Source organism: Mesorhizobium sp. WSM4308 (assembly GCF_002294905.1).
GTDB lineage: Bacteria > Pseudomonadota > Alphaproteobacteria > Rhizobiales > Rhizobiaceae > Mesorhizobium.
Map to the genome: position 1 here is coordinate 1 of NZ_NSFW01000009.1, position 26,306 is coordinate 26,306.

Consider the following 26,306-nt stretch of genomic DNA (forward strand, 5'->3'; position numbering starts at 1 on the left):
GTGGCTGAAATTGCCGCCGACGAAGATCAGTTGCGGGCAAAGCTCGCGCGCCTTGCGCCCCGGCATGCCGCCGCGCACGCCGAAGGCGCGCGCTTCATAGGAGGCGGCGAGCACCACGCCGCCGCCGACCGCGATCGGCTTGCCGCGCAGCGACGGGTCGAGCAGCTGCTCGACCGAGGCATAGAAGGCGTCGAGATCGGCATGGAGAATGGTGGCTTTCATCCCACTTACCTTGCCGTGCTGCAGCATGAGCCGCATCTGTTTTTAGGGTGCTTCCGACGAACAAATAGAGAACAAACAGGGCCTTATGTCAAGCAGAATGGCCATTTTGTTCAAGGTGGATTTGGCACATTGGCTGTACTAGCCAGCGCTGAAGGAAACCTATAACCCGACTAGACTCAACAATCGTCGCCCAGGCTCGGCGCCGACTCCGAGATCCAATTCGATAATGCGCCTGGAGCACAATGCGTTGGCTATCGTTGGATTGGCCTTGCCCAGCAAGGCGTGGATTTCATCCGCGTTTACCGGGAACGTGCTTGGTAATCCAACCATCGCCTCTTCATTCATGAAGAGGCGAAACCCTCCTGAACAGTAAGCTGCTTCTCCGTTCTCAAGTTCGAATACGACGAAGTTTCGCCCGGGGTGCAGATAAATTGTTTTATCATGACGACCCATCTCATGGTTCCGATGGACCGCACCCTGTGTGTCCGAGGCCGAACTCCCAGGACTTTCGGTGCTCATAGGCCAATAATTGTTGACTGAAACGCGAGAAAAATCATCCGCACCGCCAAGGTCAACTTCAAAATTGCGAACGTCATCCCTGCTAGAAACCCCTGCAGGAAGAGAGACTCTGTGAAATATTCCGAACCCTTCGACCGCTAGGCTTCTAGCTCGAAAATTTTCTCCCCATCCAATAGTTAATACTGTCCCGCTGAGGCAACCAAGAGCGAGTGCGGTTGCAATAGCGAAAACCCTGGATCGAGAATTGACAGGGGGCCTGCGCCTCGCCTTAGCTGGCATGGCTCGACCCCGGTTTCAATACAAGCTGAATTTGGTCGCACGTTCTGTAGGATATATTTTCCAGAACTGTCTCATATCGTAAATAGTCGTGATTACTAGAGGTCGTACTAAATGGTTTCGACAAATGATCGCCGTTGGCAGTATTTAATTCAACATCAATTGAAACATTGCAAGAAGATACGCCGGAATTGTCTACAAAAATTTCAATATGATTTTCAGATCCAGGCTTGGTGGTGAAGCTAAATCGATATGGAAGCGAATTAGGTCCGCACTGTCGATAAAAAACGCAGTCTGCATGGGTTCCAAATATTCTAACATTGTTGACAAATACACGAACGTCGCTATACCCGTCATAACGTACAAGAGATATTTGTCCACCATTCACACCTATGTTGTTGGCCTGCTGGAGCCATTTGGCTTCCTCTGTAGACAAATCACGAAAAAACTGATGCTTGAAAGCCTCGACATCGGGAAGCGGGCCTGCGTACAGTCGTAAAGTAAGCCATGCGGAGAGCGACAGGGTGAAAAGAAAAGAAAGAAAAAGTGCTGCAGCGCGAACAAACTGAACCGGTGGTCGATAGGGAATTTCAGCCGGCATAAACGGCAACGTCGCAAGATCCACACCAAAGAGATAGATCGCACCAATGCCAACCGCAGGAGAAAAGCAAAGAGATGCTAATCTCTGCCAATCCTCAATCGGTAGATAGAACAGTGTCGCGCTATCCATCGTTCAAACCTTACCCTTACCACGCTCTTCTAATATACGATTCGCAACGCCATAACTCGGGAAATTTGAATGACATCTCCCTTTCGAATATTGCGCTGATTAGGCTCTTCAGCGAGCGTTGTGGAGCTTCGCCAGCGATTTCAAAAGCTTGTCATGATTGTCGGACTCGATTTGTTGCCTCAAAGTCTATGCCGCGCTGTGAGCACCTCAAGATCTTGTCGTGATCTGCTGTTTGAAAATCAACATGCTGGTGGCTGAAATTGCCGCCGACGAAGATCAGTTGCGGGCAAAGCTCGCGCGCCTTGCGCCCCGGCATGCCGCCGCGCACGCCGAAGGCGCGCGCTTCATAGGAGGCGGCGAGCACCACGCCGCCGCCGACCGCGATCGGCTTGCCGCGCAGCGACGGGTCGAGCAGCTGCTCGACCGAGGCATAGAAAGCATCGAGATCGGCATGCAGGATGGTGGCTGTCGTTTCCATCCGGCTGCATATCCACGTTTGCTGATGGACCGGAACGAATAGAGAACATAACATGTACATCTGTCAAGCGCCATGTCCGCGCCCGCTGTATCGCCTGTGCTCTTCCCGCGAAAATGGCACAGCCAATGTCGGGTCGCGGTTTTCAACAACGTCCTAGAGACGGGCAAACGAGCCTGTCAGCATGGCTGAATGCGGAAGGAGCACGACATGACCGACCACATTATCGCGCCTTACTCGGACTGGTTTGAAGCGCACAAATCGCATCTCGCAAAAGAGAAGGCGCTGACGCGCCAGCGTCAACAACTCGCGGCGGAGCGGCGCGCACTGCCGTGGCTGCGCATCGACAAGCTCTACGAGTTCGACACGACCCAGGGGAGGAAATCGCTGGCCGATCTCTTCGAGGGTCGCAGCCAGTTGATCATTTATCACTTCATGTTTCCGCCCAATGCGGACTATCGCTGCACTGGCTGTTCATTCCTTTGCGACCATATCGACGCCGCCAACCAGCATCTCAGGCATCACGACGTCTCACTGGTCGTCTGCGCGCGCGCGCCTCTCGCCGAGCTCATGGATTTCAAGGCGCGGATGAATTGGCAGTTCGATTGGATTTCGTCATTCGGCAGCGATTTCAATTTCGACTTCCAGGTGTCGTTCACCGAGGACCAGATCAAAGCGGGCAAGGTGCTGTTCAATTTCGAAGAGGTCGTGATGAAAGGCCGGGATCGCGCTGGCGCGACCGTTTTCTACAGGGATGACGATGGCACGATCTACTGCACTTTCCAGGTGCGGAGCCGGGGCGGCGAGAACCTGATCGGGACTTATAGCTATCTCGACCTCACACCCATCGGCCGCAATGAAAACGGGCCATCGCATACGCTGGGCGATTGGGTCCGCCTTCACGACGAGTATGATGGTCGATGATGAACCGATATCGCCGCGCCGTTAAGCCCCGCCTCGGCCTTGCGGCGTCCATCAAGAGCTTCGGCGATCATGTGTTGGCCAGATGCTCGGCCCGCAACGTCGCCTTCATCCGTTCCAGCGCCGGTTCGCCGCCGGCCGCCAGTTCGTCGGCGATGCGGGCGAGCTGATCGTCGGCCTTGCGGTGCTTGCTGCCCCAGGCGCCGAGCGCGGCCAGCACCGGCAACAGGTCGATGCCGGCTTCCGTCAGCCGGTAGATCGCCTTCAGCCCGTGGCTCGGATCGTCGCTGCGGGTGAGGATGCCTTCGTCCTGGAGCGTCTGCAGCCGCTCGGCCAGCGTGCGCGAGGAGATGCCTTCATCCGATTGCAGGAATTCGCGAAAATGCCTTTTCCCGGCGAAGACCAGGTCGCGGATGATGAGCAGCGTCCAGCGATCACCAAGCAGTTCCAGCGACAGGCTGATCGGGCAGCCGGACCTTTCGCGCGTCGACATGTCTATGGTTCCATTTTTAAATCACTTTACTCTTGACATCGTTTTTGCCTCGCGTCAATGGTTCCAAAAGTAAAGCAATTTCCTTCGGGCGGAACAAACGAGGAGACGACGATGAGGAAGCTCATCTTGCAGATGCAGATGTCGGTCGACGGCTTTGTCGGGGCGAACGAGGACCATCGCTGGCAGCTCTGGGAATGGGGCGACGACATCGGCTGGGACGAAGAGCTGAAGCACGATTTCAACACCGTCTTCGCCGGCATCGACACCATCCTGCTCAGCCGCAAGATGGCCGAGGAGGGCTATCTCAGCCATTGGGGCAATGCGGCGAAGAGGTTTCCACGCGATCCTTTCTACGCCTTCGCCCAGCGCATCGTGGAGGCCCTGAAGGTGGTGCCGAGCGACAGGCTGAAAACCTCGCGATGGGGGCGCACGACGGTGGTGAGCGGCGACCTGCCGCGGGAGGTCAACGCGCTGAAGGCGGGCGAGGGGGCTGATATCGCCGTCTTCGGCGGCGCCGGCTTCGCCTCGTCGCTGATCGCCGCCGGGCTGGTCGACGAGTTCCAGCTGTTCATCAATCCGGCCGTGCTGGGCGCCGGCCGCCGCATCTTCGACCAGGGCGGTTTTCGTAGCCTCCGGCTGCTCGGCTCGAAAGCCTATGCCTGCGGCATGGTGGTCAACCGCTACGCCCCGGCGCAGTGAGTGGAGCACGGCGAAGGTTCCTGTCAAAAAACCGTTTGGGCAGAATCCTTTGCCCTCGTCTCTTCGTCTTCAAGGTGCGGTCGCCGGCGTGGCGGCCGCTTCAATTCCAGACGGAGATGACGATGATCCTGGTGACAGGCGCCACGGGGATGAACGGCAAGGCGATCATGCGCGAGTTCGCGCGGCAGGGGCATGAGGTGAGGGCGCTGGTGCGCGATCCCGACCGGGCGTCAGCGGCAGGGCTCGGCGGACTTGCCGGCGTCGAACTGGTCGCGGGCGACATGCGCCGGGCGGAAACGCTGGGCGCGGCACTTGATGACATCGACCGCGTGCTGATGATTTCGACCGCGGCCGACGACATGACGGAAACGCAGTGCCGCTTCATCGATTCCTGCAGGCAGGCCGGTGTCGCGCATGTGGTGAAGTTCTCCGGCGCCGAATCCAACATCGGCTACGACGCGACGAAGTTCCGCTTCACCCGCATGCATGAGGAGGTCGAGCGCTATCTGGAAGGGGCCGGCATGGCATGGACGCATCTGCGCCCCAGCCAGTTCATGCAGGTGTACCTGCGCGACGCGCCGACCATTGCCGCCGAGGGCGCATTCCATCTCGCGCTCGGCGAGACCGAACTGTCGCCGGTCGATGTCGAGGATATCGCCAAGGTGGCCTTCCGGCTGCTGCGCGATGGTGGCCATGAAGGCGAGAGCCTCGATATGACCGGGCCGCAGGCGCTGACGATGAGCGATATCGCCGTGCTCATATCGCAGGCGATCGGCAAGCCGGTTCGCTATGTCGACGTCAGCCCCGCAGAGCGGCGGCGCAACCTGCTGGCCAGCGGCGTTCCGGCCGGCTTCGCCGATGCGCTGGACGAACAACTGGCCGAGCGGTTGCGACGGCCGAAATCGCGGGTGCACCTGGCGACGCACGACATGTTCGGCGTGCGGCCGACGCCATTCCTTGAATTTGCCCAACGCCACGCCGCGATGTTTCGGGGTGAGGGCTAGCCGGGGCGGAAAAATCGTCCGCGGCGACGTATCCTTTTTGTCGGCCCATCCGTCTTTGCTTCTCGAAAGGTCGCGCGGTCCGCGATCCGTAACCAGGAGAGCATCATGGCGAGCATCGAGAGCGAGGCAAACAGGAACCACTACGCGGCGATCGCCGCCAATGCCGGCAAAATGGGTCCGCAGGCGTTCGTCGAGTTCAACGATGCCAGTTGGACGGCGCTGACCGGAGAACCCGGCGGCGTCGACTATATCGAGGTGGATGCCGGCGGCGTGCCTGCGTTGTGGGCTGTGCCGAAGGGCGCCGACGAGCGGCGCGTGCTGTTTTATGCGCATGGCGGCGGCTTCGTCGGCGGCTCGATCTACACCCATCGCAAGCTGGTCGGCCATCTGGCCAAGGCCGTCGGCTGCCGGGCCTTGCTCTATGGCTATCCGCTGGCCAGCCAGGCCAAGTATCCGGCCCAGCTCGATGCGGCGATGGCCGCCTGGAGCTGGCTCATCGACCAGGGCTTCGACACCAGGCGGATCGTGCTTGCCGCGGATTCCTGCGGCGCGGTGCTGACCTATGGCGTCCTGCAGCGGCTGCGCGCGCAAGGGCGGCCGCTGCCGGCCGCAACGCTGATCATCTCCGGCTGGTTCGACATGGCGCTGACCGCTGCCAGCTATGAAACCAACCGCGAAAAGGATCCCTTCTTCGCCAAGGGCGGCGTCGACTGGCTGGTGACCAACTTCATCGGCGACCGCGACCGGCTGGATCCGGAGGTCAGCCCGCTCTATGCCGATTTGAGCGGCTTTCCGCCCGTCTTCCTGCAGGCCGGCGCCGATGAGACGCTGGTCGACGAAAGCCGCATGTTCGCCGAGCGCGCGCGGCAGGCTGGCGTCGAGACGCGGCTCGACGTCTTCGACGACATGCTGCATTCCTTCCAGATGATGGCCGGCCGGGCGCCGGAAGCCGACGACGCGATCGGCCGCCTCGCCGCCTGGGTGCGGCCGAGGTTGGGGTTGCCGGCTGCCGGGAAGACCGGCGAAAAGGCGGCGTGAGCATGCGGCGGCTGGTCGTATCGAGTTTTGTCTCGCTGGACGGTGTCGTTGAAGGACCGATGGTGTGGGCGTCGCCCTTCTTCGACGGGCAGAACCAGGCGCACGCCTTGCAGGCGTTGTCCTGCGTCGACTTCTTCCTGCTCGGCCGCGTCACCTACGAGATGTTCTCGGCGCGCTGGCCTGACCTCAAGGGGCCCTACATGGACCGCATCAACGGCATGAAGAAGCTGGTCGCCTCGACGACGCTGAAATCGGTAGGCTGGAATGCCACGCTGCTTGACGGCGACGTCGCCGAATCACTCGCCGCGCTGAAGCGGCAGCCGGGCGGCGACATCTTGAAATACGGAGTGTCGCAACTTGACCGCACGCTGCTTTGCGCCGGGCTGGTCGACGAGTATCATCTGTCGATCGTGCCGACCCGCGTCGGGCACGGCAAGCGTGCCTTCGAGGATGTCGGCTCGATCAGCCTCGATCTGGCCGGCACGCATCGCTTCGACAATGGCGTGGTGACCCTGACCTATGTGCCGCGATGAACCAGCAGATCCGCAATCCCCCTGAGACGAGGCAAGGCATCGAGCTGCGACTTGACCCCGAAGGCCTGTTCGACCTTCGCTACCGGGCGTTCCTGGAGACGGTCTCGCATCTGCGCGTCCGTCTCCACCGCTATTGCGCTCGCATGACCGGTTCGGCTCTCGACGGCGAGGACATCATGCAGGAGGCGCTGTTCGACGCCTATCGCAAGATCGGGCTGCTCGACGATGCGCAGGCGCTGCGGCCGTGGCTGTTCCGCATCGCGCACAACAGGTGCATCGACTTTATCCGCACCCGCCGCACGCGGCTCAAGGCCGAAGCAGGCTATGCCAGCGATGAGATCGTGCTGCCCGTCGAACCCGCCGGTGCGGGCGCCGGCCGCGCCGTCGAACGGCTGGTGGTGCACCTGCCGCCGAAGGAGCGCGCCTGCGTGCTGCTCAAGGATGTCTTCGACCATTCGCTGGAGGAGATTGCCGGCCTGGTCGGCTCGACATCGGGTGGCGTCAAGTCGGCGCTCAATCGCGGCCGGGCCAAGCTCGCCGCCTTGCCGGCGCAACCGGTCGCGGCACCCAGGCACGACCCCGAACTGGAGCGGCTGCTGAGCCGCTATGTCGAGCTCTTCAATGCAAGGGACTGGGACGGGGTGCGGGCGCTGACCAGCGCCGACGCCCGGCTGCGGGTTTCGGACTGCTACAATGGCCTGCTCTCCGACTCGCCCTATTTCGTCGAGTATGAGCGTGGCGAGCCCTGGCGCATGCGGCCGGCTGTGGTCCAGGAGGAGGCAGTGCTGGTCGTCGACAGGCTCCATGGCGAGCTCTGGCGGCCAGCCTATTTCGTGCGCATCCATGCCGACGGCGGTGTCATTGACCGCATCGCCGACTATTATGCCTGCCCGTGGATCCTGGAGATGGTGGCTGCCGAAGGATGATGGATTTGTCCGGCAGTGTCTTCTCGCTGGGATCGGCTTTCCCGCTTATTTCACCGAGTCGGCGGCCGCCAGGATGAGATCGGCCGCTTTGCGCGGTTTGGAGAGCATGGGGACATGGCTGGTCGCAAGCTCGGTCACCTTGGTGGCGCCGGGCGGTTGTTACCTGGAGAGGAAATCGGTGATGAGCTTGACCGTGGCATCCGGGTTTTCTTCCATGATCCAATGGCCGGATGCCGGCACGATGGCGCCCGTCACGTCCGACGCGACGAAGCGCAGTGTATCGGCCTGTGTCGTGCCCGCCGATTTCTCCGCGCCGGCCGCCAGCACCGGCATGGGCAATTTGCCGCCGGTGGAAAGCATCGCCTGGTTGTCGATGGCGTCCTGATCGAATGCCTTGAACTGTTCGAAGGCGTCATGCATGGCGTGCGGCCGCGCATAGAGTTTTGCGTAGTGGGCGCGCGTCGCCTCGTCGATCTTCTTCGGGTCGGCCGACAGTTCGTTGTAGAAGCGGTCGAGGTAGATGCGCTCGCGCCCCGCGACCAGGCGCTCCATGTCGGGGCCCCGGAAGTTGAAGTGCCAGAGCAACGGGCTTTGCTTGATCTTGTCCCAGTCACCTATGCCAGGCAGCGGTGCGTCGATGACGACCCATTTGGTGATGCGCTTGGGATATTGCGCGGCCAGCGCATAGCCGACCATGTTGCCGATATCGTGCGTCACCAGCTCGGCCTTGTCGATCTTCAGCGCATCCATCACGCCGGCGATGTCGCCCGCCTGGTTCTTCTTGGTGTAGCCGCTGTCCGGATGCGCCGAAAGGCCCATGCCGCGCAGGTCCGGCACAACCACCGTGTGATCCTTCATCAGCTTTATCGCGACCGGCGCCCACATGTCGCCGGTGTCGCCGAAGCCGTGCAGCAGCACCACCGCAGGCCCTTGGCCGCCGACGCGTACATGCAGGCTGGTGCCGTTGGTCTGGATCGTCTGCGTCTTGAAGCCGGTCGGAAACGGGATCACGCGCGCCGAGGCCGGAGCGGCGAATGACAGCAGACCAAGCACGATGACCAAAGGACGAAACATGACGGATTACCCCGAGCTTTTGCCGCCGCCACATGTATCGCGGTCTTTCCGACTATGGCACCATGCCCTTGGTTTCGTTAGGCGTCGATCGCCTGATTGTGAATTCGGGGAAGCCGAACAATGCTAAAGCTTGAAGCCGCCGCCGCGTTTGTCGCCGTCACGGAATCCGGCTCGATCAGCGAGGCGGCCAGGCGCATGGGCCTGTCCAAGTCCGTCGTCAGCGAGCGGCTGTCGGAACTCGAGCGCAGCCTCGGCACGAGGCTGCTGGACCGCACCACCCGCAAGCTCTTCATCACCGAAGCGGGGCGCGGTTTTTACGAGCGCGCCAAGCGCATCATGCAGGAGGTGGCCGATGCGAGAGCCGAGATCGCCGAAGATCGCGGCGAACTCGCCGGACCGCTCAGGATATCGGCGCCGACCAGTTTCGGCATCCTCCATCTCGGCCCGGCGCTGTATGGCTTCCTGGCCAGGCACCCGGGGATCGAACTGACGCTTGATGTCGACGATCGTTTCGTCAGCATGGTGGCCGATGGCTACGATGCCATTGTGCGTCACGGGCCGGTCGTCGATGGCGGGCCGGTCATCGTCAAGAAGCTGGCTTCCAGCCGTCGCTTCCTGGTGGCATCACCGGACTATATCGAGCGGTTCGGGCGGCCCGCGACCACCGACGACCTGAAACGCCACAAGGGCGTCATCTATTCCATCCGCGGTGCCGCCGACTGGCGGTTCAAGATTTCGCGGCGGCTGGTGACGATCCGCCCGCAAACCGCGTTGCGCGTCAACAACGGGATCTTGATGCGCGACGCCGCGCTTGCCGGCCTCGGCCTGGCGCTGCTCCCTGCCTATTTCATCCGGACCGAGATCGCCGACAAGCGATTGACGGTCATCGATGTCGGCGCCGAACCTGAAGGGGCCACCATCTATATCGCCTGTCCCGAGGACCGGCGCGGATCCGCCAAACTGCGTGCGCTCACCGCATGGCTTCGCGATGCCTTTGGCGATCCGCCCTATTGGGAGGCGTGAACCGGCACCTCATTTCGCATCGTGAAAGATGATGCCGACCGTGTGGCGCATGCCTGAGCGCAGGCGGCTGACTCCGTGGCGCAGGTTGACGCGGTAGTTGCCTTTCGTTCCCTGCACCGGCCGGTTGTGGACGGCGAAGGCCACCGCGTCGCCCTGGCGCAAGGGCACCACCTCGACCCGGCTCTGCATGCGCGGCCGCTGTTCGGTCAGCGCGAATTCGCCGCCGGTGAAATCCTTGCCCGGTTCGGAGAGCAGGATCGCCACCTGCAGGGGAAAGGCGAGATCGCCATAGAGGTCCTGGTGCAGGCAGTTGAAGTCGCCGGGGACATATTGCAGCAGAAGCGGCGTCGGCCTGACCTGGCCGGCGGCATGGCATTGTTCCAGAAATTCGACATGCGTGGCGGGGTAGCGCAGGGGGATCGCCATGCGCTCGTTCCAGCGGTTGGCGACCTCGGCCAGCCTGGGATAGAGCGCGCTGCGCAGGCCGCCGAGCTGGTCCGGCAAGGGATAGCGGAAGTAGCGGTATTCGCCCCTGCCGAAACCGTGCCTGGCCATGTGGATGTGGCTGCGGAAATGCTGTTCCTGGGGGTAGAGGCCGGCGATCTGCCGGCACTCTTCGGGCGAGAGCAGCTTTTCCATCACCGCGCAGCCGAAGCCGTCGAGCTCGGCGGCCAGTGCCGGCCAGTCGTATGCGGCAACGCGCACCTCGGCGGCCTCGACCACCGAAGTGGCAACCTTGGCGTGGGCGTTCATATCGCGGCCTCCTTGTCGAGCAGAGCGCGCTTGCGTTCGATGCCCCAGCGGTAGCCCGACAGCGTGCCGTCGGCGCCGACAACGCGGTGGCAGGGAATGCCGAGCGCGATGGCGTTGGCGGCACAGGCGGTTGCCACGGCGCGCGCGCCGTTCGGCCGGCCAAGGCGCCGGGCAAGCGCGGTGTAGGTGATGGTGGCGCCGCAAGGGATGGCGTGCAGCACCTCCCACACCCTTTGCTGGAACGGCGTGCCGTGGCGCATGTCGAGCGGCAGGTCGAGGCCGGCGCTGGGCGTTTCGATGAAGCGGGCTATCGCCGCGAGATCATCGTCGAGAGCGCCCTTGTCTTCGACCAGCACCTTGCCGGGAAAGCGGTCGGCGAGGTCCTGCTCCAGCGCGTCGGCGTCGGAGCCGATCAGGATGGCGCAGACGCCGATCGGGCTGCGCGCCGCCAGGATCTTGCCGATCGCGGATTGGCCGACGGCGTAGGCGATGGTGTCGAGGGTGGCTATCGCCGCCGGTGTGGTTATTTGGGTTTGCAAGAGGTTCATTGCCCTGACTCCTTTGTCTGTGCCGGAACCCTACAGAGGCGGCTTTCCTCGCTCACTCCGGTGCTTGCTTTCAAATTCAAATCGCCTGTGTGAAGACCACCGTCGTCGCGTTCTGTAGAGCGCTGACTTTTGAACAGTCTACATGTCACGCGACACGAATGACGAAGAGTTCGCCGAGCAAAAACACCTCGCCTGACAACAGCCGCAGCTCGATCTCGCCACTCGCAGTGCGGCCCCATTCGGCCATACCGGCATCGACCAGCTTGCCGATGGCGGCCAAGACCTGTGACTTCGCGTCGATGGCGGCACCGTTGGCGATCTCGATGTTCGCACCGGCGGCGGAAGACCTTGCCATCGTACGCATCGCCGGTCGTTACGCCCGCGAAGACCGGTAGGCCCTGTCGGCGGCCTTCGCCGATCCGCCGGCCTCGCGGTCGAGCAGCGCGCGCTTGCGTTCGGCGCCCCAGGCGTAGCCGGACAGGGCGCCATTCTTGCGGATTACGCGGTGGCAGGGAATGGCGACCGCATGGGCGTTGGCGGCGCAGGCGGCGGCGACGGCGCGGGTTGCCCTGGGCGCGCCGATGCGCTCGGCGATCTCGGCATAGGAAACCGTGCCGCCGACCGGGATGTCCTGCAGGGCTTGCCAAACGCGCTGCTGGAAGGCGGTGCCGCGCACGTCGAGCGGCAGGTCGAGGCCGAGCCGTGGGGCCTCGACGAAGCCGACGACGCGGGCAACCAGCGCCTCGTAGTCGCGGTCGCCGCCGATCAGCCGCGCCTTGGGGAAACGGTCCTGCAGGTCGCGCACCAGCGCGTCCGGATCGTCGCCGAGCAGGATCGAGGCGACGCCCCTGCGGCTCGACGCGACCAGTATGGCGCCGAGCGAGGTCTCGCCGACGGCGAAGCGTATGTCCTCATTGGCGCCGCCCGCACGGTAGCGCGTCGGCGTCATGCCGAGCATGCCGGTGGATTTCTCGTAGAAGCGCCCGCTCGAATTGAAGCCGGCATCGTAGATCGCCACCGTGACGCTGGCGCCGTCCTCGAGACCTCGGCGGACCCGGGCGGCACGATGCGCGGCGGCATAGTCCTTCGGCGTCAGCCCGGTGATTGCCTTGAAGACGCGGTGGAAATAGCCGGCGCTGCGCCCGGCGGCATCAGCCAGTTCGGCCAGCGACGGCTCTTCCTCGCTCTGTTCGATCCTGCGGCAGGCACCGGCGACCATCGCGGCATTGCCGGCCCCCAGCGAAGGGCCATCCGGATTGCAGCGCCGGCAGGCGCGAAAGCCGGTCGCCTTCGCCTGGGCCAGCGTGTCGTGCAACTGGACATTGACCGGATTGGCGCGGCGCGACGGGCAGGAGGGCCGGCAATAGACGCCGGTCGTCGCCACCGAATACCAGAATTGCCCGTCCGCCGATTTGTCGCGCGCGGCAATGCGCGCCCAGCGCGGGTCATCAGCGACCGGCAGCGGCGTCGATTTGAGGTCTTTGGCGAGAGTGATGAACATGCCGCATTGAAGCCGCTGGAAGACGGCCCCGCCACCCGTTTCCTGCCAACAAAGAATATGACAAGATCGACCCGGAGGAGGTGCGATGGAAAACATTCGATCCCTTAAGACCGAAGCCGATTACGATTGGGCGATCGCCGAAATCACAAGATATTTCGACAACGAGCCGGAGGTCGGCTCGCTCGATGGTGACCGCTTCGATGTTCTCGCGACCCTGATCGAGGCATATGAGAACAAGCGCTACCTGATTGAGGCATCCGATCCCGTTGACGGGTCGCGTCCAGCCGGATTCAAAGACTCGCTGTAAGCCTTTGTTTTCGCGGCATGCCCCCAAAACCGATGCGCGTTTTGTGGGCGGCATGAACCGATTCTCCTACGCCGCCCGCTTTGGCTCCACCGCGAACGGGCTGAGCCCGAGCCAGGTCTGCATCTTCTTGCCGATAGCCTGGTCGCCGGTCAGGGAAACCTTCGCGCCCGCCTTCTCGACGGTCAGCAACCCCATCCAGATCGCCGTCATCGTGTGCAGGTCGGTGGAGACGTAGAGGTCGACATCGAAGCCCGGATCGTACCAGCACAGGTCGACCTCGCCGTGCTTTTCGACGATCAGCCACCACGAGCGTTTGGACGCCGGGAGATCCAGATACAGAAATTGTATCACCGTGCGTCCTTCGGGGAGCGGCGAGGGGTTCAGGTTGCGCCGCATGTCCCACATCAGCAGCGACGGATCGAGGTTCTTGAGCGACAGCCGGGACTCGACCCATTTCTGTCCCCAAAAACCCATCGCCTCGACGACGGGGCGCAGATCGCGGCCGGCCTCGGTCAGCCGGTAGTCGAAGATCGCTTTCTCGCCCGGCACCTCCTTGCGCTCGACGATCCCCGCCAGCTCGAGTTCCTTCAACCGTTGCGACAGAAGGGTCGGCGACATTTTGGGGACGCCGCGGCGCAGGTCGTTGAAGCGGGTCGAACCCGCCACCAATTCGCGCATCAGCACCATCGTCCAGCGGGTGCACAGCACCTCGGCGGCCATCGATAGCGGGCAGAACTGCTTGTATCCGTGCTGGGCCATGATCGGTGCACCTCCCTCGAAGCTGGCCGAACATTAGGCCTTCATGAATGAAGCGGCCAGTACGGAAACTGTACCGCCCCAGTACAGATCGCGGACTGGTTGGCGAGGGGCCGGCCATGCGAGCCCTTTGGCCGGTCGCACGGGATAGCCCTGTGCGCCGCAACCAGGAGACGACCATGACTGCTTACGTTATCGCGGACATCAAGATGAAGGATCCGAAATGGGTGCCGGGCTACGCGGCCTCGGTGCACGACATCGTCCACAAGCATGGCGGCAAATATCTGTCGCGCAGCGGCAATGTGAAGACGCTTGAAGGCAAGCCGCTCGACACCACGCTGATCGCCCTGATGGCGTTCCCGTCGGAAGCGGCGGCACGCGCGTTCACCAACGATCCGGCCTATGCGCCTTTCGTTTCGGCGCGTCAGGGCGGCAGCGACAGCCGCTTCCAGCTGATCGACGATACCGATCTGGCCGGAACGATCCCGTATCTGCCGAAGGGATGATTCTTCCCGGCAGTCGTCACATCGATTTCGGGACCTCCAAGCAGCAACAGCCACAGCGCTTGCCTGCCGGGCCGCCGTATTTTCGGCGGCCGGCCAGCTGTGCTTTTTCAAGAAGAATGGAATGGACATGATATCAACTCTTCGCAACAGGCTCGTCATGGCGGGGGCCATGATGGCCGTCTGCGCCTCCTTCGCACAGGCGCATCAGGAAGCGGCCGGAGCCGCGTCCGGCCCCAATCCACTGGCCGACAAGGTGCGGGCCGCCAACAGCCGGTTCCTCGACGTCAAGGCGGCGACGGCCGAGGGCTACGCGCCCATACCCTGCGCCAGCGGCATCACCGGTGGCGCCATGGGCATCCACTACGTCAACGGCCAATACCTGAAGGACGACAAGATCGACATCGCCCGTCCCGAGGCCGTGATGTACGAGCCGATGGCCGACGGAACGCTCAAGCTGGTGGCGGTCGAATACATCACCTCGAAGGGGCCGGCGTCGCTGGACGGCCAGCTGTTCAACTTCAACAGCGCCCCCAACCGCTATGGCCTGGGTGAATTCTACGAGCTGCATGTCTGGGCCTGGAAGGGCAACCCGACCGGCACCTTCGCCGACATGAACCCGAAAGTGTCGTGCGAACACACGATGGCACCGAGCCAGTAGCCGGCAAGGTCAGGCGGCGGCAATGCCGCCTGATCTCTACCGAGAGACGGCGGGGTGGTTCGCCTGGCCTCGGCCAGGCCCGGTCATTGCGGTGCCGGTTCGGGCAGAGGCAGGCGCGTCCCGACGGTATCGCGACTCGCCTCCGGCAGAACGAAACGCCCGGTCAGGTACCAGATTAAGGATACGACAAGGATCGAAAGGTAGCCGTCCACGGCATAGTGCCAGCCGGTGTAGACCGAGCCGAACAGGATGAGTGCGGCGAAGGACCAGCCGGCGACGGTCCAGCGGCGGCCGAAGCCGCTCAGGAACAACGCGTTGAGCGTGACGAAGGCGACATGCATGCTTGGCATGGCTGAAATGCCGCCGCCCAGTTCGGGGCGGCCGCTTGTGTAGGCTGTGAGCAGATAGCTGGCATACATATGGACCGGCGCGGCGTAGCCGTTCCGCGCCAGGGCGGTCTGCAACCCGGCAAACCGGTCGCCACCGTAGAACTGGTCGTGAAATATCGGGCCGGCGGAAGACAGCGCCATGGCCAGAACGGTGCCGCACAGGATCGTGGTCAGCGCGAGCGCCCACAGATAACGCAAACGCGCTGCCGGGTTGTTCCAGAAGGCGACGAACAGCAAGGTGCCGAACCATTGCACGTGCCAGCCATATCCGTAGCCGATGAAGATGACAGCCGAAATGCGTTCGGGGACGACGCGGTGCACCCATGTCCAGGGATCGGCGCCATGCAGCCCAACATCAAGCTCCGCCAGTATGCGGTCGGCATAGAATGGCACGATGTCGGGGATGGCAATCTTGAAGGCAGTGAAGGCGGTAATGCCGAGAAAGGACAGCAGGATCACCGGTGCGGCGCCCAGCCAGCGCTGCCTGAGCATGTCGAGCATGAACCGCGTCGGGCTATGCCTGGCAAATGTCAGCGCCATCACGCCGAGGCCGGCCGCAAGAAGCATAGGCAGGAAGACGACGAATGGCTCCGCGTAGGATTGCGCCAGGTGCAGATAGCGGCCCGGCTGCAGGCAAAGCGCGGCCAGAGCATAGGCCAGGCACAGGGCGGTCAGCATCCACCCGCTCCTGGTCGCGGCGATGTCCAGGTCAAAAACGCCAAGCGGCCGGCGCTCGCCGTTCCGCTGCGCGGTGTGCGCACTCATTGAGGAAGACCCGCCAACTGCCCAAGCATTAACAGGGGTATTTCGCCGATGAAGTATTACCATTCAATTACACTTTGGGTTGATAAAAAATACAAATATTGGATGGTTATATTTCTTCCCTTTCCGTCAAGGATTCGTTGACGAAGATGTCATCGTCGAATGCAGAAGGAGCGACCGCGCCGAAGCGGTTTCCAAACCCGAAAGGTTGCCGGGCTTCGGCCGCAGTCGAAGCGGGCCACCGCCTGGCCGGCGATGGCCCTGTGGATCAGGCGGCCCTGATCAGGCCGAGATGGGTCAGCGCGGCGACGCCGTCGTCGAGGCCGATCTCCTCGACGATCCTGCCGTCGATCACTTTCAGCACCGTGGTGCCGGTGAAGCGCATGGCGCGGCCGGTAGCGGCAGGCAGCGAACCGGCGAGGAAATCGCCGAAAGCCGGGCCGGTATGCGTGCCGCCGCCCTCCCACTGGCCGACGACGTAGTCGCCCTCGGCGATGAGATCGGCGGTGGCCCAGAAGTTGAGATCCGGGAAGGCGGCGCGGAAATCGGTCATGAAGGCCTTGATGTCGTCTCGGCCCCGGCGCGGCTCGTGCAGCGAATATTTGAGCAGCATGTCGGGCGCGGCGATGTCGTCGACGACGGACAGGTCGCAGGTTTCACCCCAGAAGTCGGTGAACCATCTGACGACGACGGCCTTGTTGTCTTCCTGTTTGGTCATTGGGAGCGTCCTTTCGTGTTTGGCTGGGGTCATCCGTCGTGTCGCCGACGACCTGAGCCATCCGTAGGACCATCGGGGGAGCGCAAAACTCCGGTTCTTGCCGGCCAATCGAAAGACGGGGCGCCGCGAAATATTGCAGGCGGGAAGGCATGCCTGCCGCGTCCCGGTAACTGTTTCTTCTCTGGTTTTGTCGCAGATTGCCCGCAGGTGGAGCAGGCGAAAACAGACGATGACGGGTCAGGACAAGAAAAGCCGCAATGAAACGTTCTGGGCCACGGCCCTGGAGCGGGCCCATCTTGGCGTCTGGGACTGGGATCTTGCGACCGGCGACTGCTTCTATTCAGCGACCTGGGCGCGGATGCTGGGTTATGATGAGAGGGAGCTTGCCAACACCAGCGACCTGTGGCTGCGGCTCGCCCATCCCGACGACCGCGAGCGGGCGCTGGCCAGCGGCGACCGCCACATTGCCGGACAGACCGACGCCATCGAGACGGAACTGCGGCTGAAGCACAAGCAGGGCCACTGGGTGTGGGTGCTCGACCGCGGCGGCATCGTTGAGCGCGACGCGGACGGGAAGCCGGTGCGACTGATGGGCGTGCAGACCGACATCACCAAACAGAAGACGGCCGAAGCCGAGCTCGAACAGGTCAATGTGCGCTTCCGCCTGGCGCTCGCCGCCAGCGGCACCGGCATCTGGCACCACGACATCGCCACCCACAAGAGCTATTGGGACACCCGCACCAGGGACATATTCGGCCTCGTTGCCGACACCGACGAGGTGACGGCCGACCTTTGGCACACCTATCTGCATCCCGACGACAAGGAAGCCACCGAGCGCGCCCACCAGCCGCCGCCTGGCTCAAGCGGCGTAACCGCCTCGCAATACCGCATCATCAAGCGCGACGGCGAGATCCGCCATGTCGAATCGCTGGTCCGCTTCATCGCCGCCGCGGGTGCCGCCGGCCAGATCCTCGGCACGGTGCGCGACATCACCGAGGACAAGCTGCGCGAACAGGAGCTGGCGTTTGCCGCCCGCCACGACGCGCTGACCGGCCTGTGGAACCGCGCCGCCTTCGACCGGCTGCTCGCCGAGCATATCGCGGCGGGTGCGCCGCTGGCGGTGTTCTATGTCGATCTCGACTACTTCAAGGCGCTCAACGATTTTGCCGGCCACGCCGCCGGCGACATGGCACTGAAGAGCGTTGCCGCCGGCATCCGCGCCTGCCTGCAGCCATCGGCGCATGCGGCGCGGCTCGGCGGCGACGAATTCGCGCTGCTGGTGCCGCATTGCGACGCAGCGCAGGCCGAGCGGCTGGCTGGGGCCATACTGGCGGCCGTGCGCGGCGCCGATCTGGGCTCTGCCGCGGCCGCGCGGCGGCTCGCGGCAAGCATCGGCATCGCCATCGTCAACGACCGGGTGACCACGGTCGCCGATGCGCTGGCCTGCGCCGACGATGCCTGCTACGCGGCCAAGGCCGCCGGGCGCGATCGCTTCGCGGTGTTTTCGGCCGAGGCCGCCACCGGCGGCCTCAACGCGGCGCGGCTCGCCGCCGACACGGTCGACGCCATGGAGGACGGAAGGCTGAAACTGTTCGGCCAGGAGATCCACCGGCTGGGCCGGCCCTGGCAGGAAAACCGCGATGTCGAGGTGCTGGCGCGGCTTGTCGGGCGCGGCGGCAAGCTGATTCCGCCCAGCGAATTCATCCCGGCGGCGGAGCGTTTCGGCATAGCCGCCAGGCTCGATCGCTGGATTATCCGCACCGCGCTGTCGCGGCATGGCGCGGCGATGAAGTCCGGCGCGATCACGCTTGGCTTCAACCTGTCGGCGCAGACGCTGAGCGATCCGGGACTGTGGGACTTCGTCGACAGCATCATCGAGGAGACTGGGGCGCCGCATTCCGGTATCGGCTTCGAGATCACCGAAACCGCCGCCGTCACCAATTTCGATGCCGCCGAGACGTTCGTGCGCAAGGCGCGCGAGCGGCGCTGCAAGGTCAGCCTCGACGATTTCGGCGCTGGCATGAGTTCGTTCGAATATCTCAGGCGCTTTCCGGTCGATGCCATCAAGATCGATGGCTCCTTCATCGAGCACATGGCCGAGAGTCGCTTCGATCGCGAGATCGTCTCGGCCATATCAGGCATTGCCCGCAGCGTCGGCTGCGCCGTCGTGGCCGAGAAGATCGAGCAAGCCGAGACGCTCGTCATCCTGCAGGCGATGGGCGTCGATTTCGGCCAGGGTTTCCTGCTGCACCGGCCCGAGCCGCTGGAGCGGATCGTCGCGCCCGCCATCGGGCCGGTAACCGCAGCACCGGCCCGCAAGGCGTCCTAATCAGATTTGCCGCACCATCGCTTGCGGAAATTCCAGCACAGCGGTCTCGGGTCGCCTGTGCTGGGCTTCCGCCACCGTCTCGATCAGGAGGTCGAGGGCCTCGCATGCCGAGCGGCTCGTCTCGTCATTGCCGCGCAGATAATGATAAGCGCGTTCGAGATGGATGCGGGCGGCTGAAAAATCGCTGGTCAATGGTTCCCTCCATGATCCCGCCCTAATTTATCTTGGCCGGCCCGGCGGAATTTGGGGTAAATATCCACAGGCGGTTTTTATTCAAATGCCGATTGATCTTGGCCGCGCTGTCAGGAGAGGCAGCGCGCAGCGCTTTGCCCTGCCTTGTCGGGCGGCTAGACTGCCACCTCCTTGTGCGAGGTGATATTCATGATCGTCCAGGCCTGCATCAACGGCGCGCGTCCGCGCGACTTTCATCCGAAGCTGCCGCTGACGGCGCAGGCCATGGCCCGCGATGCGGCTGCCTGCGTCGCGGCCGGTGCCGGCGAACTGCACATCCATCCGCGCGACCCCGATGGGGGTGAAAGCCTGGCCGCCGTCGATGCGACGGTGCTGGCCGTGCGCGGGGCCTGCCCAGGCACGCTGGTCGGTGTGTCGACCGGCGCGTGGATCGAGAACGATGTCGCGCGCACCCGCGCGGCGATCGCCGGCTGGCGCGAGCTGCCCGACTATGCCTCGGTCAATCTCTCCGAGGCCGACGCGCCCGCCGTGATGGAGCTGCTGCGCCAGCGCGGCGTCGGCATCGAGGCCGGGCTCGCCACGATAGAAGACGCCGAGCGGTTCGTGGCGCTCGCCGATCACGACCGGGTGCTGCGCATCCTGATCGAAATCGACATACCGGACCTTGTAGCGGCACTCGCCGAGGCAAACGGCATCGCCGCCGTGCTCGAGCACGCCGAAGTGCGGCGGCCGATCCTGCTGCATGGCGTGGACGCCACCGTCTGGCCATTCGTCGAGCTGGCGCGCCAAAAGCGGTGGTCGACGAGGGTCGGGCTGGAAGACGGCAAGACGCTCGCCGATGGAATCGTGGCCAATGACAATGCGGAAATCGTCGCGGCGGCGGTGGCGGTTTTCCGCTCCGCGTCCGCCGGCTGACCTGCGGTCTGCCTCAGCTCCGCCGGCGGGCCGGTGCCGTCCACGCGCGCAAAATGTGTTTCTGGATCTTGCCGGATGCGGTGCGCGGCAGCGTATCGGTGAGCAGGAACTCTTTCGGCACCTTGAAGCGGGCGATGCGCGCGCCGCAATGGTTTGCCAGATCGGCCGGATCGACGACGCATCCGGGTTTCACCACGACGAAGGCGCGCCCGACTTCGCCCCAGCGCGCGTCAGCGACGCCGATCACGGCGGCTTCGGCGATGCCGGGATGGTCGAGCAACACGGTTTCGATTTCGACGGGATAGATGTTTTCGCCGCCGGAAATGAACATGTCCTTGCGACGGTCGACGAGGGTGACGAAACCTTCCTCGTCGCGCCGCGCGATGTCGCCGGTGCGGAACCAGCCATCGGCGGTGAAGGCGCGCTCCGTCTCTTCCGGCCGGTTCCAATAGCCTGGCGTGATCGAGGGGCCGGACAGCCATATCTCGCCGGGCTCGCCGGCCGCGACGTCGCGGCCATCGTCGTCGACGAGGCGCAGGCTGATCGTCGGCGCCGGCAGGCCGGCCGAGCCTGCCTTGCCGGCGATGCGGTCGGCCTCGACCGGCATGCCAAGCACCGTGCCTGCCTCGGTCATGCCGAAGCCGTCGGCCATGCGCACGCCCTGGGCCAGCCACCATCTGATATCCGTGGCCGGGTTGGGCGCGCCGCCGGTGAAGATGGCGGTGAGCGCGGTCCAGCGCGACGGCGTGAAGTCGGGATGTTCACGCAGCATCCTGGCCATCTGCGGCACGCAGAAATAATGGGTGACGCCAAGAGCCGGATCGGCGAGGCGGCGATTGGTGGCGCCGGCATCGAAGCCGGGCGAGATCAGCACGGTGCCACCCTGAAGCAGCGTCGGACGCAGGCTGGTGATGAGGCCGATGACATGAAACATCGGCGCGTCGCAGAGGAAGACGCTGGCATTGCCGACGCGGCCCAGCACGCCGAAATTGACCGCCGTGGCGAAAGCGTTGCGCTCGGTGACGATGACGCCCTTTGGCCGGCCCGACGTGCCCGATGTGTAGAGGATGATCGACGGCGCATCGTCAGCGGGCAGGGGACGGCGCGGCGCCGGCGTCTCTGCCTCGACCGCCATCGCGAAGGCGGCGACATCGACAGGGATGCAGCGCCCGGGCAATGCCGCCTGCAGGACGGCGTCATGCAACAGCAGCACCGGATCGCAATCGGCAAGGATCGCCTGCTGTTCGGCACTGGCAAGCCGCCAGTTGACCGGCACGAAGATGGCGCCGAGCCGCATTGCGGCCTGCTGCAGGATCAGGAGATCGGCGCTGTTGCGGGCAAGCGCGGCGATCCGTTGCCCGGGCTTCACGCCGTAGCCGGCTTCGAGAACGCCAACGGCTCGCTGGATGGCTTCGTCAAGCGCGGCATAGGTCCAGTGCCGGCCGGAGGCCAGGTCGACGCAGGCAACACGATCCGGCTGCGCGCCGGCATGCAGGGCCACGGGGTCTGAAATCGTCAAGGCCGGCATGCGCATCTCCTCCCAGATTGCGTCGGTGGCTCGTGTCGTCGGCTTATCGCGTCATCTGGCCTTGTCGTAAGCCCCGAGGCCCGGCTTGTAGCTCTTTTCGTCGATGAACTGGCGGATGCCTTCCTTGCGGCCCTCATTGTCGTGGGAGTTGGCCGCCTCCTGGGCGCGGACCAGATAGTCCTCGGCATTGTCGTAGGTCATTTCGCTCACGCGGCGGATGGCGTCCTTGGTTGCCTTCAGCGCGATCGGGTTCTTCTTCAGAAGGATGTTGGCAACCTCGGTGACCCGTGTCTTCAACTCAGCCAGCGGCAGGCTTTCATTGACCAGCTTCCAGGCGGCGGCCTTCCTGCCGTCGATCAGTTCGCCGGTCAGCGCGTGATACATGGCGTCACGCATCGACAGCAGGTCGACAACCACCTTGGTGGCGCCGCCGCCGGGCAGGATGCCCCAGTTGATCTCGGACAGGGCGAACTGCGCCTCGTCGGCGGCGAAGGCGAGATCGCAGGCGAAGAGCGGGCCATAGCCGCCGCCGAAGCACCAGCCATTGACCATGGCGATGGTCGGCTTGCCGTACCAGCGCAGGCGCCGCCACCAGCCATAGGCTTCGGATTGCGCCTTGCGGACGGCGCCGAGCCCCTTGGCTTCGGTCTCGCGGAAATACTCCTTGAGGTCCATGCCCGCCGACCAGGCGCTGCCTTCGCCCGACAGCACCAGCACGCCGACATCGTCGCGGTATTCGAGTTCGTCGAGAACCTCCATCATGCGCCGGTTGAGCGTCGGGTTCATGCAATTGCGCTTGTCCGGCCGGTTGAAGCGCACCCAGGCGATGCCGTTCTCGACGTCGAAGGCAACGGTCTCATCGGTCATGGTCGGTCTCCTCCCGTTCCACCACTGCTATGGAAAATTGCTATGGGGCATAGCTATCTTGATTGCTATGTCGCATAGTCTTTTTCGCTTGACAAGAGCCGGCATCGCGGCGATCGGTTGGCATGGACGAAAACCAGCCTCACACCGTGCCGGAAATGATGTCCGACGACGCGCTCGATGCGCAGATCGGCTACAATCTCAAGCGTGCCTCGGCTTTCGCGCTCAATGATTTCACGGTCGAACTGACCGAGGCGGGCCTGCGCCCGGTGACCTATGGCATGCTGGCGCTGATCGATGAGCGGCCAGGCATCCGCGCCGCGGAACTGTGCCGTCTCCTGGGCATGAAGAGCGCCAACATGGCGCCGCTGCTGGCCGAACTGGAAGAGCGCGGGCTGGTCGAGCGCGACGACCATGCCGAGGACAGGCGCGTGCGGATACTGACCCTGACGCCGGCGGCCAGACAGGCGATGCCGGGCTGGCGGCGACAAGTTCGCCGGCACGAAGACAGGTTTCTGCAAAGGCTGACGAAGAAGGAGCGGGCGACGCTGCTGCGCCTGCTGCGCCTGATCTGGACGGACGAAGGTTGAGGGCTGCCTATTTGGCTTCGCCGTCCGGCGCTGAAAGCCGCAGCAAGAGGGCGAGCAGCGCGATCACTGGCGGGACGATGAAGCACCAGACATTGGCGTAGGCAAAGCCGAGGGCAGCGGCCGCGCAGCCGGCGGCGAAGACGGCGACCGCCGCCGCCATGCGCCGCAGGCGGGCAATGAGCGCCGGGCGGGCTTCCGGGGCCGTGCCGCCGATGAGATCGGCGAGGTCGATCATGATCTGGGTGGTGGTGCCGGTCATCAGCGTCGAAGGCGGGGCGGCCGCCAGATGGACCCGGTGCACCGCGTTCTGGATCGCCATGGCGGCGACCAGCACCATGCCGGTGACGATGGCGGCCGCGCCGTCACCACTGGCGAAGGGACCAAAGCGGATCGCCAAGGCGGCGCCGACGACGAGCAGCGCCAGTTTGGTCGCCAGCAGCACTCCGAGCGCCTGATGTCCGCGCCGGCGCAAATGCTCGCCGGCCAGCCGGGTCAGGATGACGACGATGCAGAACACCGGGAGCGCCAGCAGCTTTGCCAGCACGCCCGAAATGCCGAGCACCAGCGAGGCGCCGAGGGTGACGAAATTCCCGGTCACGTGCGCGGTGAACAGGCCCTGCAGCGCCAGGAAGCCGGCCGTGTCGACATAGCCGCCATTGAGGCTCAGCAGCAGCGGCAGTGCTGGTTTCATGGCGTCGTCGCCGGGACCAGGAAACGGTCGGGCGCCAGCGCCGCGGCGGTGACGCCGAGTGCCGTGACATCCTCCGGCAGGGGCTCGCCGCGCATCAGCGCCGCGCCCAGCCTGGCCAAGGTCAGCGACACCTGGAAACCATAGCCGCCCTGGCCGCCGAGCCAGAAGAAGCCAGGCAGGCGGGGGTCGAAGCCGGCGACCGGCGTGCGGTCCAGCGCGAAGGTGCGCAGGCCCGCCCATGGCGTCGACGGACGGCCGATGCGCATCGACGTCGCCTGCTCGATGCGGTCGACGGCGATGGCGACATCGATGTCTTCCGGCCAGGCGTCGCAAGGCTCGGAATCGGTCTCGTCGGCGAGCGAGCCGATCAGCCTGCCGGCATCGGGTTTGAAGTAGAATTGTTCGTGCAGGTCGACCACCAGCGGCCAGCTGGCGATGTCGGTGCCGGCGGGCGCATCGAACAGGAAAGCGGTGCGGCGTTTCGGCTGGAAGCCGAGGCCGGAGAGCCCAGCCAAGCCAGCGACGACATCGACCCAGGCGCCGGCGGCGTTGACGACGATGTCGGCCGGATAGACACCGGCGCTTGTCTGCACGCGCAGGCCGCCGCCGCCGGGCGAAATGGCGCGCACCTCCTCGCCGGTGCGAATTGCGCCGCCGCCGGCCTTCAGCGCCGAGGCGCAGGCCGCCAGCATCTTGCCGGTGTCGATATCCACGGCGTCCGGCTCATAGACGCCGCCGCAAGTGGCTTCAGTGGCGATGGCGGGAACCAGCGCGTGGAGCTCGGCCGCCGACAGGCGACGCACGCTGGGCACCAGCGCCTGCAATTCATCGGCCAGCTTGTCGATCGCGGCGCCGTCGCCTTTCCAGCCGACATGCAGCGCGCCGCGCCGATGGGCGACGAAGCCGCCCTCGACGATTTGCTGCCGGCTGGCCAGCGTCAGCGCGCGCACCAGCCGGTTGCCGTAGGTCTCGGTGAACAAAGCGGCGGAGCGGCCGCTGGCGTGGTAGCCAAGATGCGGCTCGCGCTCGAGGACGGTAACGGAGGCCCAATCCCGCACGGCCGCCGCAAGCGACAGGCCGGCAATGCCACCACCGATGACGACAATTTTTCTGGGAGGATTCGACTGCATCAAGCAGTCGTAAAAATGATTTCGTATCCAGTCAAACGGCGCGACCTTCCCTCGGTCGTTCGCACGGCCATTGCTTCCTGTTCTACGGGGGGAGAAATGGCCGGCGGGGCGATGAGGGCAGCGCCGGCTCCGACGATCGACAGCGTCCTCTACAAGGTCACAATCTGCCCCAGTCCTCGCCGCACCGCCTCGCGATAAGCGAGATCCGCCGCCACCAGATCCTCCATGGCGACACCCATGGCCTTGTAGACGGTGATCTGGTCGGCGCTTATCCTTCCCGGCCGCAGTCCAAGCAGCATCTCGCCAAGCTCGGTTCCGGTTTGCGGATCGATGCCATCGAGTTCGCAAGAGCCAACCGGAGTAGGCGCGAAGGCGTCCCTGGTCTCGACGAACAGGCTGGCCCGGTCGACAAGTTCGACCGGCAGCTCGCCGCCGGGTGGTGCCACGCCCACCGACGAGACATGCGTGCCGGGGCGGAGCCATTCGGCCGAGATCACCGGCTGATAGGAATGCGTTGCCAGGCACACGACATCCGACGAGCGCACCGCGGCCTCGAGATCGCTGACGGCGACGACGCCCGGATGCAGCGCTGCCAGCGCCCGCGCGTCCGCGAACTCCTTCGAGGCGACGCGGATCTCGGTGAAGTCCCGCACCAGCGGCAGAAGGTGCAGGTGCTGGCCGGCCTGCACGCCGGCGCCGACCACCGTCGCGACCCTGGCGTCGCGGCGGGCCAGTTCCCGCACCGAGAGCACGGCCGAGCCGGAGGTGCGCACGGCGGTGATATAGGTGCCGTCCATGACGCAGACCGGCATGCCCGTTTCCGGGTCGAACAGATGGATGGTGGCGAGATGGCTGGGGATCGCCCGGGCTATGTTGCCTTCGAAGACGTTGACGATCTTCACGGACAGATGCATGCCCGCCATCCAGGCCGGCATCGCCAGCGAATAGCCGGCCCGCGGAATGTCGAGCTGTGGCCGCGCCGGATTGACGATCTCGCCGCGGGACAATGCCTTGAAGCCCTCCGCCAACGCATCGAGAAGCCGACGCAGGTCGATGCATGTTCTCACCTCGCCTTCGCTCAGGATGAGCACGGCCGTGTCGCCCTTGGTAAGGGCATTGCGGGAGGTCCGTATGGTCGATGTCATGGGATTTGCCTTGGTCGGGTTGCGTTGCCCGCCAACGGTATTGCCACTCGATGGTGCGATGAAATATGCTGTTTTCGCGATTTTTGCGTGA

30 protein-coding genes and 2 pseudogenes are annotated in these 26,306 nt (G+C 64.3%); 13 read left to right on the forward strand and 19 right to left on the reverse strand.

Annotated elements, in window-relative coordinates; all coding sequences use genetic code 11:
- The 4 genes and pseudogenes from CK227_RS17535 to CK227_RS17545 all read right to left on the reverse strand — a co-directional run.
- Positions 1 to 222 (reverse strand): annotated as a pseudogene (locus CK227_RS17535) (DNA polymerase IV); the annotation flags it as partial.
- Positions 223 to 381: 159 nt separating this feature from the next.
- Entirely contained in the window at positions 382 to 675 is a 294-nt protein-coding gene (locus CK227_RS36230) for a hypothetical protein (RefSeq protein WP_143750510.1), read from the reverse strand.
- A gap of 334 nt (positions 676 to 1,009) precedes the next feature.
- Positions 1,010 to 1,747 carry a hypothetical protein gene (locus tag CK227_RS36235; RefSeq protein WP_143750511.1) on the reverse strand — a complete coding sequence of 246 codons (738 nt, stop codon included), beginning with the start codon at positions 1,745 to 1,747 and terminating at the stop codon, positions 1,010 to 1,012.
- A gap of 253 nt (positions 1,748 to 2,000) precedes the next feature.
- Positions 2,001 to 2,225 (reverse strand): annotated as a pseudogene (locus CK227_RS17545) (DNA polymerase IV); the annotation flags it as partial.
- Between the two features lie 189 nt (positions 2,226 to 2,414).
- On the opposite strand from CK227_RS17545, the gene CK227_RS17550 reads away from it, so the two are divergent.
- On the forward strand, positions 2,415 to 3,146 hold the full coding sequence (locus CK227_RS17550; protein WP_095773743.1) for a thioredoxin family protein: 732 nt from the start codon (positions 2,415 to 2,417) through the stop codon (positions 3,144 to 3,146).
- A gap of 67 nt (positions 3,147 to 3,213) precedes the next feature.
- On the opposite strand, the gene CK227_RS17555 is transcribed toward CK227_RS17550, so the two are convergent.
- Entirely contained in the window at positions 3,214 to 3,636 is a 423-nt protein-coding gene (locus tag CK227_RS17555) for a helix-turn-helix domain-containing protein (protein ID WP_095773744.1), read from the reverse strand.
- A 111-nt stretch (positions 3,637 to 3,747) separates the two neighbouring features.
- Here CK227_RS17555 and CK227_RS17560 point away from each other — a divergent pair, with 111 nt between their 5' ends.
- From CK227_RS17560 to CK227_RS17580, 5 genes are all read left to right on the forward strand, one after another.
- Positions 3,748 to 4,335, forward strand: coding sequence for a dihydrofolate reductase family protein (locus tag CK227_RS17560; RefSeq protein ID WP_095773745.1), 588 nt, complete (start codon positions 3,748 to 3,750; stop codon positions 4,333 to 4,335).
- 122 nt (positions 4,336 to 4,457) lie between these two features.
- The gene (locus CK227_RS17565) at positions 4,458 to 5,339 is read left to right on the forward strand and encodes an SDR family oxidoreductase (RefSeq protein WP_095804197.1); all 882 of its coding nucleotides are present in this window, start codon (positions 4,458 to 4,460) and stop codon (positions 5,337 to 5,339) included.
- A gap of 105 nt (positions 5,340 to 5,444) precedes the next feature.
- Positions 5,445 to 6,377 carry an alpha/beta hydrolase gene (locus tag CK227_RS17570; protein ID WP_095773746.1) on the forward strand — a complete coding sequence of 311 codons (933 nt, stop codon included), beginning with the start codon at positions 5,445 to 5,447 and terminating at the stop codon, positions 6,375 to 6,377.
- Between the two features lie 2 nt (positions 6,378 to 6,379).
- Complete coding sequence (locus CK227_RS17575; RefSeq protein ID WP_095773747.1) at positions 6,380 to 6,910, forward strand: dihydrofolate reductase family protein; 531 nt, start codon at positions 6,380 to 6,382, stop codon at positions 6,908 to 6,910.
- On the forward strand, positions 6,907 to 7,836 hold the full coding sequence (locus tag CK227_RS17580) for a sigma-70 family RNA polymerase sigma factor (protein WP_095773748.1): 930 nt from the start codon (positions 6,907 to 6,909) through the stop codon (positions 7,834 to 7,836). Before CK227_RS17575 ends, CK227_RS17580 begins: the two co-directional genes overlap by 4 nt.
- A 159-nt stretch (positions 7,837 to 7,995) precedes the next feature.
- Here the strand turns inward: CK227_RS17580 and CK227_RS17585 are convergent, their stop codons facing one another.
- The gene (locus CK227_RS17585) at positions 7,996 to 8,910 is read right to left on the reverse strand and encodes an alpha/beta hydrolase (protein WP_095773749.1); all 915 of its coding nucleotides are present in this window, start codon (positions 8,908 to 8,910) and stop codon (positions 7,996 to 7,998) included.
- A 120-nt stretch (positions 8,911 to 9,030) separates the two neighbouring features.
- Between CK227_RS17585 and CK227_RS17590 the strand changes: the two genes are divergently transcribed.
- Entirely contained in the window at positions 9,031 to 9,933 is a 903-nt protein-coding gene (locus CK227_RS17590; RefSeq protein ID WP_095773750.1) for a LysR family transcriptional regulator, read from the forward strand.
- 9 nt (positions 9,934 to 9,942) lie between these two features.
- On the opposite strand, the gene CK227_RS17595 is transcribed toward CK227_RS17590, so the two are convergent.
- The 4 genes from CK227_RS17595 to ada form a co-directional block, all read right to left on the reverse strand.
- Positions 9,943 to 10,686 carry a 2OG-Fe(II) oxygenase gene (locus tag CK227_RS17595; protein WP_095773751.1) on the reverse strand — a complete coding sequence of 248 codons (744 nt, stop codon included), beginning with the start codon at positions 10,684 to 10,686 and terminating at the stop codon, positions 9,943 to 9,945.
- Positions 10,683 to 11,234, reverse strand: coding sequence for a methylated-DNA--[protein]-cysteine S-methyltransferase (locus tag CK227_RS17600; RefSeq protein WP_095773752.1), 552 nt, complete (start codon positions 11,232 to 11,234; stop codon positions 10,683 to 10,685). The genes CK227_RS17595 and CK227_RS17600 overlap by 4 nt, the downstream gene beginning before the upstream one ends.
- Positions 11,235 to 11,379: 145 nt before the next feature.
- A complete protein-coding gene (locus tag CK227_RS17605) occupies positions 11,380 to 11,589 on the reverse strand; it encodes a hypothetical protein (RefSeq protein ID WP_245318165.1) in 210 nt (69 codons plus the stop codon).
- Positions 11,590 to 11,607: 18 nt separating this feature from the next.
- Positions 11,608 to 12,735 (reverse strand): bifunctional DNA-binding transcriptional regulator/O6-methylguanine-DNA methyltransferase Ada, encoded by a 1,128-nt coding sequence (gene ada / locus CK227_RS17610; protein ID WP_095773754.1) that lies wholly within the window; start codon positions 12,733 to 12,735, stop codon positions 11,608 to 11,610.
- Between the two features lie 85 nt (positions 12,736 to 12,820).
- On the opposite strand from ada, the gene CK227_RS17615 reads away from it, so the two are divergent.
- Positions 12,821 to 13,042, forward strand: coding sequence for a transcriptional regulator (locus CK227_RS17615; RefSeq protein ID WP_095773755.1), 222 nt, complete (start codon positions 12,821 to 12,823; stop codon positions 13,040 to 13,042).
- A gap of 66 nt (positions 13,043 to 13,108) precedes the next feature.
- Here the strand turns inward: CK227_RS17615 and CK227_RS17620 are convergent, their stop codons facing one another.
- A complete protein-coding gene (locus CK227_RS17620; RefSeq protein WP_095773756.1) occupies positions 13,109 to 13,801 on the reverse strand; it encodes a helix-turn-helix domain-containing protein in 693 nt (230 codons plus the stop codon).
- A gap of 176 nt (positions 13,802 to 13,977) precedes the next feature.
- On the opposite strand from CK227_RS17620, the gene CK227_RS17625 reads away from it, so the two are divergent.
- Both CK227_RS17625 and CK227_RS17630 read left to right on the forward strand, forming a co-directional pair.
- A complete protein-coding gene (locus tag CK227_RS17625; RefSeq protein ID WP_095774007.1) occupies positions 13,978 to 14,304 on the forward strand; it encodes a DUF1330 domain-containing protein in 327 nt (108 codons plus the stop codon).
- 121 nt (positions 14,305 to 14,425) lie between these two features.
- On the forward strand, positions 14,426 to 14,962 hold the full coding sequence (locus tag CK227_RS17630; protein WP_179296472.1) for a hypothetical protein: 537 nt from the start codon (positions 14,426 to 14,428) through the stop codon (positions 14,960 to 14,962).
- Positions 14,963 to 15,045: 83 nt separating this feature from the next.
- On the opposite strand, the gene CK227_RS17635 is transcribed toward CK227_RS17630, so the two are convergent.
- Both CK227_RS17635 and CK227_RS17640 read right to left on the reverse strand, forming a co-directional pair.
- On the reverse strand, positions 15,046 to 16,116 hold the full coding sequence (locus CK227_RS17635) for a phosphatase PAP2 family protein (RefSeq protein WP_095773757.1): 1,071 nt from the start codon (positions 16,114 to 16,116) through the stop codon (positions 15,046 to 15,048).
- Between the two features lie 265 nt (positions 16,117 to 16,381).
- Entirely contained in the window at positions 16,382 to 16,831 is a 450-nt protein-coding gene (locus CK227_RS17640; RefSeq protein ID WP_095773758.1) for an ester cyclase, read from the reverse strand.
- Positions 16,832 to 17,060: 229 nt separating this feature from the next.
- Between CK227_RS17640 and CK227_RS17645 the strand changes: the two genes are divergently transcribed.
- Positions 17,061 to 19,160 carry an EAL domain-containing protein gene (locus tag CK227_RS17645; RefSeq protein WP_095773759.1) on the forward strand — a complete coding sequence of 700 codons (2,100 nt, stop codon included), beginning with the start codon at positions 17,061 to 17,063 and terminating at the stop codon, positions 19,158 to 19,160.
- Here CK227_RS17645 and CK227_RS17650 read toward each other — a convergent pair whose 3' ends face one another.
- Positions 19,161 to 19,352: a hypothetical protein gene (locus tag CK227_RS17650; protein WP_179295858.1), complete on the reverse strand. Its 192-nt coding sequence runs from the start codon at positions 19,350 to 19,352 to the stop codon at positions 19,161 to 19,163.
- 189 nt (positions 19,353 to 19,541) lie between these two features.
- Here CK227_RS17650 and CK227_RS17655 point away from each other — a divergent pair, with 189 nt between their 5' ends.
- Positions 19,542 to 20,267, forward strand: coding sequence for a 3-keto-5-aminohexanoate cleavage protein (locus CK227_RS17655; RefSeq protein WP_095774009.1), 726 nt, complete (start codon positions 19,542 to 19,544; stop codon positions 20,265 to 20,267).
- 13 nt (positions 20,268 to 20,280) lie between these two features.
- Here the strand turns inward: CK227_RS17655 and CK227_RS17660 are convergent, their stop codons facing one another.
- Positions 20,281 to 21,795, reverse strand: coding sequence for an AMP-binding protein (locus CK227_RS17660; protein ID WP_245318166.1), 1,515 nt, complete (start codon positions 21,793 to 21,795; stop codon positions 20,281 to 20,283).
- A 51-nt stretch (positions 21,796 to 21,846) separates the two neighbouring features.
- Complete coding sequence (locus tag CK227_RS17665; RefSeq protein WP_095773762.1) at positions 21,847 to 22,662, reverse strand: p-hydroxycinnamoyl CoA hydratase/lyase; 816 nt, start codon at positions 22,660 to 22,662, stop codon at positions 21,847 to 21,849.
- A gap of 122 nt (positions 22,663 to 22,784) precedes the next feature.
- Between CK227_RS17665 and CK227_RS17670 the strand changes: the two genes are divergently transcribed.
- Positions 22,785 to 23,249 (forward strand): MarR family transcriptional regulator, encoded by a 465-nt coding sequence (locus CK227_RS17670; protein ID WP_095773763.1) that lies wholly within the window; start codon positions 22,785 to 22,787, stop codon positions 23,247 to 23,249.
- Between the two features lie 7 nt (positions 23,250 to 23,256).
- Here the strand turns inward: CK227_RS17670 and CK227_RS17675 are convergent, their stop codons facing one another.
- The 3 genes from CK227_RS17675 to CK227_RS17685 form a co-directional block, all read right to left on the reverse strand.
- On the reverse strand, positions 23,257 to 23,940 hold the full coding sequence (locus CK227_RS17675) for a YoaK family protein (RefSeq protein ID WP_095773764.1): 684 nt from the start codon (positions 23,938 to 23,940) through the stop codon (positions 23,257 to 23,259).
- Positions 23,937 to 25,070, reverse strand: a complete 1,134-nt coding sequence (locus tag CK227_RS17680) for an FAD-binding oxidoreductase (protein WP_095773765.1) — start codon at positions 25,068 to 25,070, stop codon at positions 23,937 to 23,939. The genes CK227_RS17675 and CK227_RS17680 overlap by 4 nt, the downstream gene beginning before the upstream one ends.
- A gap of 149 nt (positions 25,071 to 25,219) precedes the next feature.
- Complete coding sequence (locus CK227_RS17685; protein WP_179296473.1) at positions 25,220 to 26,215, reverse strand: ornithine cyclodeaminase family protein; 996 nt, start codon at positions 26,213 to 26,215, stop codon at positions 25,220 to 25,222.
- Positions 26,216 to 26,306: the final 91 nt, after the last annotated feature.